We start from the raw sequence: 11,151 nt of genomic DNA, 5'->3' as shown, positions 1-11,151 counted from the left end.
GTCGCGGATCGCGCGCCAGCTGCGCGGCCCAGGCCGCGGCGTCGTCGACGTAGTCGTCGAAACGCAGGCTGGACTCGTCGCTGCCGGCGCCGGCGCTGGCGGCAATGCCACGTTTGTCATAGCGCAGCGAGGCCACGCCGCCGTCGGCCAGCGCCTGCGCCAGCAGCTTCAGCGCATCGTTGCGGCCGGCGGCCAGCGGCGTGTTGCCGTCGCGGTCGGTCGGGCCCGAGCCGGCGATCAGCAGCGCCACCGGTGCCCGTGGTGCCGCCCGGGCCGGCAGCGTCAGCGTGCCCTGCAGCGTGCCGCTGGCGGTGGCGAGCTGCGCCGCTTCGTCGGCGGCGTAGGTGGAGCCGGCGAGCAGCGCCAGGACGAGGGCGAGCGCAGCAAGGTGCATGGTGTCGTCGTGGGTGATGGTGTGGCGGCCGCAGCCTACGCGCGGCCGCCGCAGCTCGGCCCCGGCTGGCGCCGCGGCTTCCGTCCGGCGGGGGAGCCGCGCCTCAAGCCTGCTGGCGCCAGCCGTAGGCGATCACGGCCATGCCGACGAGTGCGATCGCCGAGCCGGCCAGGTCCCAGGCCGACGGGCGCACGCCGTCGACGGCCCAGAGCCAGCCGACGGCGGTGGCGACGTAGACGCCGCCATAGGCCGCGTAGACCCGGCCCGAGGCCGCCGGGTGCAGCGTCAGCAGCCAGACGAAGGCGGCCAGCGCCGCGGCCGCCGGCAGCAGCACCCAGGCGCCGACGCGGCCCTGCAGCCACAGCGCGGGCAGGAAGCAGCCGGTGATCTCCATCAGCGCGGTGGCGACGAACAGGCCGGCGGTGGTGAACAGGTTCATGCGGGCGGCGGGCGTGATGGGCGTTGGACGCCGCATCCTAGGGCCGCGGGGCGCCCGGCGCGTGCGTGCGCGCCAGCCCGTGGCGGCATCGTCCGCGCGTTCAAAGCCGCAGCGTCATGAAGACGCTGTTCGGGTCGGGCCGGTAGTCGCCGAACGGACCGCAGGGCTCGAAGCCGACGCTCGTGTACAGGCGCTGCGCCGGCACGAAGGCCGGCAGCGAGCCGGTCTCCAGGCTCAGTTGCCGGTAGCCGCGTTCGTGCGCGACGGCCAGGATGTGCTGCAGCATCGCGCGCCCGGCGCCGCGGCGGCGCTGCGCCTGGGGCGTGCGCATGGACTTGATCTCGCCGTGCGCGGCGTCGATTTCACGCAGCGCGCCGCAGCCGAGCAGGGTGTCGCCGTCACGCACGCTCCAGAACGTGATGTCGGGCCGCTGCAGCCGGCCGACGTCGAGCGCGTGCACGCTTTCGGGTGGCGACAGAGCGTGCATGTCGCGCAGGTGTTCTTCGAGCAGCGCGCGCACGTCGGCGCGCGCCGGGTCGTCGGCTTCGATTCGAAGTTCGTGCGTCATGGTGTTCGGGTCTCAGGTGGCGTCCGCCACGTACTGCATGCCCGGCCGCGACGGCGCGCGCGCCACGAAGCCGTGGCGTTCGTAGAAACCGGTCTTGCCTTCGGCGCAGAAGAGCTGGATGTCGGTGATGCCGGCGGCCTGGCAGCGCGCCAGCAGCGCCTGCAGCACCGTCCGGCCGACACCGCGCTGCTGCCAGGCCGGCTCGACGATCATCTCGGTGACGAAGGCGTGCAGCCGGCCGTCGGAGATGACGCGGCCGAAGCCGACCAGCGTGTCGCCGTGCCAGACGGCACAGCAGCACCAGGAGCCGGCCAGCGCTTCGGCATAAAACGGCTCGCCGCGTTCACGCGGCCCCCAGCCGGTGCTGTCGTAGAGCGTCTTGAAGGCGGCGGCGGAGGGCGTCTGATCGGTGCAGCGCAGTTCCATGCGCCGAATCTAGCCCAGGCGCCGCACCGTGCCGTCGCCGTGCGGCGCGGCCTGGAACGCGGGCAGCGCCTCGGCGGCGGCCGACAGCGCCGCCAGCTGCGGGAATCGTGCGGCCGGCAGGTCCTGCGGCAGCGTCTGGCGCATGAACTCCCAGCCGACGGCGATCGTCAGCCCCGACTGGCGCATCGTGTCCGCCGTGCAGGGCAGCGGCGTGGCGGCCAGTTCGGCTTCGATCTGGCCCAGCGCCGCCAGCCACTGGCCGGTGACACGCGTGATCCACGGCTCGTGCTGTTTCTCCGCCGGGCGCAGCCCGCGTTCGTAGACCAGCTGCACGCTCTTCTCGATCGCCGCCAGCGCCAGGCCGGTGAGCCGCAGCTCGTGCGCCAGCGCCTGCGGCGTGGCCGGCAGCAGCGTGCGCGGCCGCGCCAGCGCTTGGGCGTACTGCAGGATCAGCGTCGAGTCCATCAACACCGTGCCGTCGTCGGCGACCAGGGTCGGCGCCTTGACGACCGGGTTGATGCGCTCGAACTCGGCAAAGCCGCGGAAGACCGACAGCGACTGGTGTTCGAACGGCAGCTCCAGCAGCTGCAGCGAAACGGCGACGCGGCGCACGTAGGGGGAGTCGAGCATGCCGATCAGCTTCATCCGGGCCTCTCCTCTGTGAAGGGGCCCCGACTCTAAGCCGGTGGTGCTGACCCATGCCGGCGCGCCGGCATCGCCGGGCCGCGGCGCGGGCCACGGCGTTTGATACCGCGCCGGGCGTGTTCAGGGGCAGGTGGCGCGGATCGCTGCCGGCGCCGTCGCGAACCAGCGCGGCAGATGGTCGAGCGCCTGCTCCAGCGAGTCCAGCACCACGACGCAGCGCGCCGCCAGTTCGGCGCCGGGCGGCACCAGGTCGGGCACGACGACGACATCGGCGCCGGCGGCCAGCGCCGCATGCGCGCCGTTGCGGCTGTCCTCGAAGGCGATGCAGCGCGCTGCCGGCACGCCCAGGCGCTGCGCCGCCAGCGTGTAGACCGCGGGGTCGGGTTTGCCGCGTGCGACCTCGTCGCCGCCGGCGATCGCGCTGAAATGCTGGCGCAGGCCGGCGGCCCGCAGCCGCGCGTCGATCTCGGCCTGCGCCGACGACGAGGCGACGGCACAGGGCACGCCGTGGCGCGCCAGGGCTTCGAGCAGCGCCGCGGCGCCGGGTTTGCAGCCGCTGCCGGGCTGCGCGTGCCGCTGCTCGAGTTCCTGCGCGACGCGCTCGCGCACCTCGGCGAAGCAGCGTTCGTCGCTGAAGCAGCCGATCAGCAGCGCGTCCGACTCGGCGGTGCTCAGGCCGACGATCTGCAGGTAATGGGCCTCGGCGAGCGTCACGCCGCGCTCGCGCGCGCAGCGCAGCCAGGAGGCCATGATCGTGCGCTCGGTGTCGAGCAGCAGGCCGTCCATGTCGAACAGCGCAGCGGCGTAGGTGGCGCTCATCGCGCGCCGGCCCCGGCGTCGCCGGCCAGGCGCGCCAGCATCAGCAGGTCGTGCGGCCGGCCGCCCCACCAGGCGACTTCGCGCAGCCGGCCTTCTTCGGCAAAACCGAGCCGCGCCAGCAGCGCGCGCGACGCCCGGTTGTCTTCGTGCACCTGGGCTTCGATGCGGTGCAGCTGCATGGACTCGTGCCCCCAGGCGAGCACCGCCTGCAGCGCCTCCAGCATCAGCCCCTGGCCGCAGGCCTGCGGCGCCAGCTCGTAACCGAGCGTGCACTTGCGCCAGCTGCGGTTCCAGGCGAAGAGGCCGCAGCTGCCGATCAGCCCGGCCTCGGGTGCCGCACGCCGCACCAGGCCCCAGCGCGTTCCCGGGTTGGCCTGGCGGCGCCAGCCGGCGAAGGTCTCGACCAGGGTCTGAGCCTGCGCCAGCTCGGTCAGCGGCTCGGTTCCGAACCACTTCATGTGTTCGGCGTCGCCGTGGATCGCCAGCAGCGCCGGGGCGTCGTCGGCTGTGATCTCGCGCAGCAGCAGGCGCGGGGTTTCGAGGGTCGGGAACGGGGCTGTCGTCGTCATCGTGCGTGTCGTGGCCGGGCTGTCGATGCTAGGGCACGGTCGGCGCGTTGCCTCCAATCGGGCACATCGATATGCGCAGATCGTATATTGAACGCTCGTAATCAGGGTTTACGATTATTAGGCGCAGCCCCGTCTAGACAAGTTCGTCGAGGCCCGGTTGCGAAACTGAGGAGAACTACACGATGAATCTCAAGCGTCCGCCGGCACTGCTGCTCGCCGCCCTTGCCCTGACCGCCACCGGCGCCTGGGCCGACCGCCTCGACGACATCAAGAAGGCCGGCGTCGTGCGCGTCGCCGCTTTCGACGCGAATCCGCCTTTCGGTTTCGTCGACGCGAAGACGAAGAAGATCGTCGGGCTCGACGTCGATTACGCCCAGGAATTCGCGAAGAAACTCGGGGTGAAACTCGAGATCGTGCCGACGAATCCCGCCAACCGGATTCCGCTGCTGGGTTCGAACAAGGTCGACCTGGTGTTCGCCAACTTCACCATCACCGAGGAGCGGGCGAAGGTCGTCAATTTCAGCATCCCGTATTTCGCCTCGGGCACCCAGTTCATCGCGAAGAAGGGCACGCTGAAGTCGCCGGATCAGCTGAGCGGCCTGCGCATCGGCGTCGACAAGGGCACGACCAACGAGATCCAGCTGCGCGAGAAGTACCCGAAGGCCACGCTGGTGGCCTACGACGACACCCCGTTCGCCTTCACCGCGCTGCGCAACGGCAACGTGCAGGCGATCTCGCAGGACGGCCCGAAGCTGATCGGCCTGCTGGCCAACGTGCCCGACCGCGACAAATACGAGATCCCGCCGTTCGCGATCTCGCAGGACTACATCGGCGTCGGCATTCCCAAGGGCGAGACCGCGCTCACCGAGTTCGTCAACAAGACCCTGGTCGAGCTGGAAACCAGCGGCCGCGCGCAGAGCATCTACGACGCCTGGTTCGGCCCCAAGACCAAGACGCCGCTCAAGCGCATCTTCAAGATCGGCGACAAGAGCTGAGCCCGGCGAAACCGCCGCACTGAACCCGCCGGGGATGGGGCCGGCCGCGATGTCATGCGGCCGGGCCCGGTCCCCGGCTTTCGGCTTTCCGGATGGACTGGATTCCCCCCGCGCTGCGCCAGGAACTGCTGGCGCCCAAGTACCTGGGCTGGCTGCTCGACGGCTGGTGGGTGACGCTGTGGACGACGGCCATCGTCGTCGTCGTGGCGACGCTGCTGGGTGTCTTCGTCGCCGCCGCGCGCGAAAGCGGCCGGCCGGCGCTGACACGCGCCACCGGCGTCTACCTTTCGCTGTTCCGCAACACGCCGCTGCTGGTGCAGCTGTTCTTCTGGTACTTCGGCCTGCCGGCGCTGCTGCCAGAAGGCCTGCTGCCCTGGCTCAACGGCGTGCACGAGCTGGCGCTGGGCGGTGTCGTGCCGCTGCGCTGGCCTTCGTTCGAGTTCCTGGCCGCCGCCGTCGGCCTGGTCTTCTACTCGACCGCCTACGTCGGCGAGGACATCCGCTCGGGCCTGCGCGGCGTGCCGGCGAGCCAGCGCCTGGCGGGCACGGCGTTGGGCCTGACGCGGTTGCAGGTGCTGCGCCACGTCGTGCTGCCGCAGGCGCTGCGCATCGCGCTGCCGCCGCTGCTGGGCCAGTACATGAACATCCTGAAGAACACCTCGCTGGGCATGGCGATCGGGCTGCTGGAGCTGTCCTACCGCACGCGCCAGGCCGAGGCCGAGACCTGGAAGACCTTCCAGGTCTACGGCGTCGCGACGCTGCTCTACATCGTCGCCATCGCCGTGCTGCAGGTGCTGGGCCAGTGGCTGGAGCGCCGGCGCGAGCGCCGCTTCGCTGCCGCCGGGAGCTGAGGCCATGGACTTCTCCTTCCTGCAAGACGACCTCGGCTACCTGCTGTGGGGCACTTTCCCCGACGGTCCGCCCGGCGGCGCGCTGCTGACGCTGCTGCTGTCGGCCGGCTCGGGCGTGGCGTCGGCACTGCTCGGGCTCGGCCTGGGCGTGCTGCTGGTGATGCTGGACGGCGTCGCGCTCGTGCTGCTGAGCACCGTGCTCGGTTTCCTGCGCGCGATCCCGGTGCTGATGCTGATCTTCTGGACCTACTTCCTGCTGCCCATCGTTCTGGGTCTCGACGTGCCCGGCGTGCTGTCGGTGATGGCGGCGCTGGCGCTGGTCGGTGGCGCCTACCTGGCGCACGGCGTCGCCGCCGGCATCCGCGGCGTCGGCTCCGAGCAGTGGGTCTGCGGCCTGGCGCTGGGCTTTACGCGCTGGGGCGCGCTGCGCCACATCGTGCTGCCGCAGGCGCTGCGCATGATGCTGCCGTCCTTCATCAACCAGTGGGTCACGCTGATCAAGGACAGCTCGCTGGCCTACATCGTCGGCGTCGGCGAGCTCTCGTTCCTGGCGACCCAGGTCAACGCCCGGGTGATGGTGCATCCGACCGAGGTCTTCCTCTTCGTCGGCGGCGTCTACTGGCTGCTGTGCAGCGCGCTCGACTGGGCGGCCAGCGCCGCCGCGCGTGCCGGCAGCCCCGAAGCCCGGCAGGCGCGCCACGAACGGCGCCTGGCAGCGGCGGGCTGACACGGCGGCGCCGCGGGCAGCGTTTCTTTACCCTGCCGATACCACCCGCTGCCGGCCTTGCGGCGTTGACCGTACAGGCGCGGGACTCCAACCCGCGTGGACGGAGTTCCGCATGAAACCGGTTCGAGGCGTACGCCTGCTCGTGCTCGTGCTGCTCGCGGTGGCGCTCGGAGGCTGCTGCATCCTGCCTTTCGGCCCCGGGCCGGGCGGTCGCGGGCCCGGTGGTGGTGGCCCTCGCGGCCCTGGCGGGGGTGGCGAATTCAGCGGCCCGGGGCCGCGCGGCTGAGCCGCCTCAGGGCTCGCCTTCCCAGTAGTCGAGCGTCTCGCCGCCGCGCGCGATCGCGTCGAAATGCGTGCCGCGCTCGTCGCGGGCACTCGCGTGGTACTTGCCCGAGTCCGGGTACTCGCAGATCTCGGGCGACTCCATCGTGCTCACCGACAGCAGCTTCAGCGGCGCCTCGCCGCTGTTGATGATCTGGTGCGGGTACTCGGGCCCGGCGGGTATGAAGACCACGTCGCCGGTCTTCAGCGGCAGCAGTTCGCCGGCCACACGCAGCGTGCCGCTGCCGGCGAGTACGACGAACATCTCCTCCTGCGCGTGGTGCAGGTGGTAGGGACAGGCGCGCTGGCCGGGCTCGATGATGTCGATTGACGCGCCCAGCTTGCGCGCCGCGGTGCCCGGCGCCAGGCGCGCGCAGCGGCCGGCGTACAGCGGCTCGCGCCGGTAGCTCTGCATCTCGACCGCGTCGAGGTTGCGGATCAGGCGGCTGGCCAGTTCTTCGGCGCGGGTCGGCATCGCGGGGCTCCTGGGGCGGGCACCGGCGGCCCGGATGCCGACAGCATAGACCGCGGCCGCGCGCTACTGCGGCGGCAGCTGCAGCGTGATGCGCACCGTCTGCGTCGCCAGGTGGACTTCGCGCAGGAAGTAGGCCAGCCCGACCAGCAGCGCCAGCGTCGAGCCGGTGAACAGCATGCCGACGACGCCGCGCAGGCTGATCTGCAGGTAGACCTCGACGAAGAGCGCGGCGATCACGGTGCAGACCAGCAGCGCGGCGCTGGCGCAGGCGGTGATCGCGGCCCCGGCGAAGCGGCGCCGGCGCTCCAGCGTCGCCAGTTCCAGCTCGACGAGCCGGCGGCGCTCGGGCTGGGTCGGCAAGGCGGTCTCGGTCAGCTTGCGCCCGCGGTCGATGATGCGGGCCAGGCGCCCGGCCATCACGTTGAGCATGCCGGCGATGCCGGTCAGCAGGAACACCGGCGCCAGCGCCAGCTGGATCGCGTGCGGCACGTCGCCGAGAGTGACGGTCGGGTCGAGCATGGTGAGGGATGGCAGCCGGGACGCGGCGTGGAGCGGGAGTCGGTGCCGAGTATCCGGGTTCCGGCCGGCGCCGGGGTGGCCCTCGCGGCCGCGGGCGCAGCGCGATGGTGATACTGTATAAAAGCACAGTCATCGCGCCGCTTCGGCGCCGCCGCCGTGTCCGACGTCCTGCCTCCCTACGCCGAGCTGCACTGCCGCAGCAACTTCAGCTTCCTCGTCGGCGCTTCGCACCCCGAGGAACTGGTGGCGCGCGCCCATGCGCTGGGTTACGCGGCGCTGGCGATCACCGACGAGTGTTCGCTCTCCGGCATCGTGCGCGCGCACGCCGAAGCCGAGCGCCTGGGCCTGCGCCTGCTCGTCGGCAGCGAGATGCGGCTGTCGTCGCCCGAGGGAGCCGAGCCCGGCGACGAGCCGCACCTGGTGCTGCTGGCGCAGTCGCGCCGCGGCTACGGCAACCTGTCGCACTGGATCACCGTCGCGCGCCGGCGGGCCGACAAGGGGCAGTACCGGGCCTGGCGCCACGACGTCGAAGGCCGGGTGGCGACCGCGCCGATGCTCGCCGGCCTGCCCGACTGCTTCGCGCTGCTGGTGCCCGACGCGGCGCAGCCGCTGGAGACGGTGTTCGCACACGCGCTCTGGCTCAAGACCTGGTTCGGCCCGGAGCGCGCGGCGATCGTGCTCGAACTGCTGCACCACGCCGACGACGCCGAACTCGCCGACACCGTCAGCCGCGTCGCCGCGCACACCGGGCTGCCGGTGGTCGCCGCCGGCGGCGTGCTGATGCACGCCCGCTCGCGCAAGCCGCTGCTCGACGTGCTGACGGCGACGCGGCTCAAGCGCCCGGTCGCCGACTGCGGCTTCGAGCTCGAACCCAATGCCGAGGCCCACCTGCGCTCGCGCCAGCGCCTGGCGGCGCTCTACCGCCCCGAATGGCTGGACGCGACGCTGGCGGTGGCCGGGCGCTGCGCGTTTTCGCTCAACGAGCTGAAGTACGAATACCCGCGCGAGATCGTGCCCGAGGGCCAGACGCCGACCTCCTGGCTGCGCGCACTGACCGAAGCCGGCGCGCGCCGGCGTTTCCCGGCCGGCGTGCCGCCGGCGGTGCGCTCGCAGATCGAACACGAACTCGCGCTGATCGCCCAGCTCGGCTACGAGCCGTATTTCCTGACCGTGGCCGACATCGTGCACTGGGCGCGCGACCAGGACATCCTGTGCCAGGGCCGCGGCAGCGCCGCGAACTCGGCGGTCTGCTACTGCCTGGAGGTGACCGCGGTCGACCCGGCGCGCTCGACGCTGCTGTTCGAACGTTTCATCAGCGCCGAACGCAACGAGCCGCCCGACATCGACATCGACTTCGAGCACCAGCGCCGCGAAGACGTCATCCAGTACGTCTACCGCAAGTACGGCCGCCACCGCGCGGCGCTCACCGGCGTCGTCATCCGCTACCGGCCGCGTTCGGCGCTGCGCGACGTCGGCCGTGCGCTCGGGCTCGATCTCGAGCGCATCGAAGCCGTCGCACGCAGCCAGCACTGGTTCGACGGCCGCAACATCGACGCCGAGCGCCTGCGCGAGCAGGGGCTGGACCCGGCGGCGCCGCTGTGCCGGCTGTGGGTCGAACTGACCGCGCAGCTGATCGGTTTCCCGCGCCACCTGAGCCAGCACCCGGGCGGTTTCGTCATCGCGCGCGACGAGCTCTCGCAGCTGGTGCCGGTGGAGAACGCGGCGATGGCCGAGCGCAGCGTCGTGCAGTGGGACAAGGACGACCTGGACGCGCTCGGGCTGATGAAGGTCGACCTGCTGGCACTCGGCATGCTGAGCGCGCTGCGGCGTGCGCTGGCCTTCGTCGGCGCCAAACGCGGCGCGGCGCTGGCGCTGCACGAGATCCCGGCCGAGGACCCGGCGGTCTACGCCATGCTGTCCGCCGGCGACAGCGTCGGCGTCTTTCAGGTCGAGAGCCGGGCGCAGATGAGCATGCTGCCGCGCTTGAAGCCCCAGCGTTTCTACGACCTCGTGATCGAGGTCGCGATCGTGCGCCCGGGGCCCATCCAGGGCGGCATGGTCCACCCCTACCTGAAGCGGCGCAGCGGCGAGGAGCCGGTCGACTACCCCAGCGACGAGGTCCGGCAGGCGCTGGAGCGCACGCTGGGCGTGCCGATCTTCCAGGAGCAGGTGATGCAGCTGGCGATCCTGGCCGCCGACTTCACGCCCGGCGAAGCCGACCGCCTGCGCCGCGCGATGGCGGCCTGGAAACGCAAGGGCGGGCTCGGCCCCTTCCACGAGCGCCTGGTCGGACGCATGGTCGCCAAGGGCTACGAGCCCGCGTTCGCCGAACGCATCTTCAAGCAGATCGAAGGCTTCGGCGAATACGGCTTCCCCGAGAGCCACGCCGCCAGCTTCGCGCTGCTGGTCTACGCCAGCGCCTGGATCAAGCGCCACCACCCCGACGCCTTTCTCGCCGCGCTGCTGAACAGCCAGCCGATGGGCTTCTACGCCCCGGCGCAGCTGGTGCGCGACGCGCGTGAACACGGCGTCGCCGTGCGTCCGGTCGACGTGCACCGCAGCGGCTGGGACTGCAGCCTCGAGGACGAAACGCCGCCAGCGCCCGGCGCGCCGCCGGGGCTGCGCGCGGTGCGGCTGGGGCTGGCCCGCGTCGGCGGTTTCCCGCAGGACGCGGCCGAGCGGCTGGTGGCCGCGCGCGCGGCCGGCGGGTCCTTCGCCTCGCCCGAGGACCTGGCGCGCCGCGCCCGGCTCGACCGCCGCTGCCTGACGCTGCTGGCCGACGCCGGCGCGCTGGCCCCGCTGGCCGGCGACCGCCACCAGGCGGCCTGGGCCGTGGCCGGTGTCGACACCCGGGCGACGCCGCTGCTGCAGGCCACGCGCACCCAGGAGGCCGCGGTGGCGCTGCCGGCGCCGGGCGCGGCCGAGTCGGTGCTGGCCGACTACCGCAGCACCGGCCTGAGCCTGGAGCGGCACCCGTTGTCGCTGCTGCGCGCCGAACTCGCGGCCTTCAAGGTCGAGCCGGCGGCGCGGCTGCGCGACTACCCGCAGGGCCGGCTGGCGCGCGCCAGCGGCCTGGTCACGCACCGCCAGCGCCCGGAGACGGCCAAGGGCGTGGTCTTCGTCACGCTCGAGGACGAGACCGGCAGCGTCAACGTCATCGTCTGGCCCGCGGTCGCCGAAGCCCAGCGCAAGGCGCTGCTGGGCAGCACGCTGCTGACGGTCTACGGCATCTGGCAGCGCGAAGGCGAGGTGCGCCACCTGGTCGCGCGCCGCCTCGTCGACCACTCGGCACTGCTGCAGGGGCTGGCGGCGCGCAGCCGCGACTTTCGCTGAAGGGCGCGGCGCGTGCCGCATCGCCGCGCCGGGGCATCACGCCGCCGGTCTGCCGCGGCGGCGCACAACA

The 11,151-nt window shown here is 72.3% G+C and carries 12 protein-coding genes and 1 pseudogene; 4 read left to right on the top strand and 9 right to left on the bottom strand.

Annotated features, from left to right (window positions below):
* The 7 genes and pseudogenes from CKO43_RS10750 to CKO43_RS10720 all read right to left on the bottom strand — a co-directional run.
* A pseudogene (locus CKO43_RS10750) lies at positions 1-394 on the bottom strand (alpha/beta hydrolase); the annotation flags it as partial.
* Between the two features lie 103 nt (positions 395-497).
* Entirely contained in the window at positions 498-833 is a 336-nt protein-coding gene (locus CKO43_RS10745; RefSeq protein ID WP_200230435.1) for a YnfA family protein, read from the bottom strand.
* 100 nt (positions 834-933) lie between these two features.
* Positions 934-1,401, bottom strand: coding sequence for a GNAT family N-acetyltransferase (locus CKO43_RS10740; RefSeq protein ID WP_200378625.1), 468 nt, complete (start codon positions 1,399-1,401; stop codon positions 934-936).
* 12 nt (positions 1,402-1,413) lie between these two features.
* Positions 1,414-1,827, bottom strand: a complete 414-nt coding sequence (locus CKO43_RS10735) for a GNAT family N-acetyltransferase (RefSeq protein ID WP_200230431.1) — start codon at positions 1,825-1,827, stop codon at positions 1,414-1,416.
* A 9-nt stretch (positions 1,828-1,836) separates the two neighbouring features.
* Positions 1,837-2,472 carry a glutathione S-transferase family protein gene (locus CKO43_RS10730; RefSeq protein WP_200378624.1) on the bottom strand — a complete coding sequence of 212 codons (636 nt, stop codon included), beginning with the start codon at positions 2,470-2,472 and terminating at the stop codon, positions 1,837-1,839.
* Between the two features lie 120 nt (positions 2,473-2,592).
* Positions 2,593-3,291: an HAD family hydrolase gene (locus CKO43_RS10725; RefSeq protein WP_200378623.1), complete on the bottom strand. Its 699-nt coding sequence runs from the start codon at positions 3,289-3,291 to the stop codon at positions 2,593-2,595.
* Positions 3,288-3,860 carry a GNAT family N-acetyltransferase gene (locus tag CKO43_RS10720; protein ID WP_200378622.1) on the bottom strand — a complete coding sequence of 191 codons (573 nt, stop codon included), beginning with the start codon at positions 3,858-3,860 and terminating at the stop codon, positions 3,288-3,290. Before CKO43_RS10720 ends, CKO43_RS10725 begins: the two co-directional genes overlap by 4 nt.
* Before the next feature lie 182 nt (positions 3,861-4,042).
* Here CKO43_RS10720 and CKO43_RS10715 point away from each other — a divergent pair, with 182 nt between their 5' ends.
* The 3 genes from CKO43_RS10715 (at position 4,043) to CKO43_RS10705 (ending at position 6,433) form a co-directional block, all read left to right on the top strand.
* Positions 4,043-4,855 carry an ABC transporter substrate-binding protein gene (locus tag CKO43_RS10715; RefSeq protein ID WP_200378621.1) on the top strand — a complete coding sequence of 271 codons (813 nt, stop codon included), beginning with the start codon at positions 4,043-4,045 and terminating at the stop codon, positions 4,853-4,855.
* A gap of 92 nt (positions 4,856-4,947) precedes the next feature.
* Positions 4,948-5,706 carry an amino acid ABC transporter permease gene (locus CKO43_RS10710; RefSeq protein WP_200378620.1) on the top strand — a complete coding sequence of 253 codons (759 nt, stop codon included), beginning with the start codon at positions 4,948-4,950 and terminating at the stop codon, positions 5,704-5,706.
* 4 nt (positions 5,707-5,710) lie between these two features.
* Complete coding sequence (locus tag CKO43_RS10705) at positions 5,711-6,433, top strand: amino acid ABC transporter permease (RefSeq protein WP_200378619.1); 723 nt, start codon at positions 5,711-5,713, stop codon at positions 6,431-6,433.
* 292 nt (positions 6,434-6,725) lie between these two features.
* Here CKO43_RS10705 and CKO43_RS10700 read toward each other — a convergent pair whose 3' ends face one another.
* Both CKO43_RS10700 and CKO43_RS10695 read right to left on the bottom strand, forming a co-directional pair.
* Positions 6,726-7,229, bottom strand: a complete 504-nt coding sequence (locus tag CKO43_RS10700; protein WP_200378618.1) for a cupin domain-containing protein — start codon at positions 7,227-7,229, stop codon at positions 6,726-6,728.
* Between the two features lie 63 nt (positions 7,230-7,292).
* On the bottom strand, positions 7,293-7,748 hold the full coding sequence (locus CKO43_RS10695; RefSeq protein ID WP_200378617.1) for a DUF2721 domain-containing protein: 456 nt from the start codon (positions 7,746-7,748) through the stop codon (positions 7,293-7,295).
* Between the two features lie 156 nt (positions 7,749-7,904).
* On the opposite strand from CKO43_RS10695, the gene CKO43_RS10690 reads away from it, so the two are divergent.
* Positions 7,905-11,081, top strand: coding sequence for an error-prone DNA polymerase (locus CKO43_RS10690; protein WP_200378616.1), 3,177 nt, complete (start codon positions 7,905-7,907; stop codon positions 11,079-11,081).
* Positions 11,082-11,151 lie beyond the last annotated feature (70 nt).

The organism is Rubrivivax gelatinosus (assembly GCF_016583785.1).
In the GTDB taxonomy this organism is placed as follows: domain Bacteria; phylum Pseudomonadota; class Gammaproteobacteria; order Burkholderiales; family Burkholderiaceae_C; genus Rubrivivax; species Rubrivivax gelatinosus_B.
The sequence above is the reverse complement of the archived record's forward strand: the minus strand, read 5'-3'. Positions and strand labels throughout refer to the sequence as shown.

What these genes read in the sequence shown, in the direction of transcription:
- CKO43_RS10740 (WP_200378625.1), bottom strand. Translation starts at nt 1,401, where the DNA reads ATGACGCACGAACTTCGAATCGAAGCCGACGACCCGGCGCGCGCCGAC.
- CKO43_RS10700 (WP_200378618.1), bottom strand. Translation starts at nt 7,229, where the DNA reads ATGCCGACCCGCGCCGAAGAACTGGCCAGCCGCCTGATCCGCAACCTC.
- CKO43_RS10695 (WP_200378617.1), bottom strand. Translation starts at nt 7,748, where the DNA reads ATGCTCGACCCGACCGTCACTCTCGGCGACGTGCCGCACGCGATCCAG.
- CKO43_RS10735 (WP_200230431.1), bottom strand. Translation starts at nt 1,827, where the DNA reads ATGGAACTGCGCTGCACCGATCAGACGCCCTCCGCCGCCGCCTTCAAG.
- CKO43_RS10745 (WP_200230435.1), bottom strand. Translation starts at nt 833, where the DNA reads ATGAACCTGTTCACCACCGCCGGCCTGTTCGTCGCCACCGCGCTGATG.
- CKO43_RS10730 (WP_200378624.1), bottom strand. Translation starts at nt 2,472, where the DNA reads ATGAAGCTGATCGGCATGCTCGACTCCCCCTACGTGCGCCGCGTCGCC.
- CKO43_RS10725 (WP_200378623.1), bottom strand. Translation starts at nt 3,291, where the DNA reads ATGAGCGCCACCTACGCCGCTGCGCTGTTCGACATGGACGGCCTGCTG.
- CKO43_RS10720 (WP_200378622.1), bottom strand. Translation starts at nt 3,860, where the DNA reads ATGACGACGACAGCCCCGTTCCCGACCCTCGAAACCCCGCGCCTGCTG.
- CKO43_RS10710 (WP_200378620.1), top strand. Translation starts at nt 4,948, where the DNA reads ATGGACTGGATTCCCCCCGCGCTGCGCCAGGAACTGCTGGCGCCCAAG.
- CKO43_RS10715 (WP_200378621.1), top strand. Translation starts at nt 4,043, where the DNA reads ATGAATCTCAAGCGTCCGCCGGCACTGCTGCTCGCCGCCCTTGCCCTG.
- CKO43_RS10705 (WP_200378619.1), top strand. Translation starts at nt 5,711, where the DNA reads ATGGACTTCTCCTTCCTGCAAGACGACCTCGGCTACCTGCTGTGGGGC.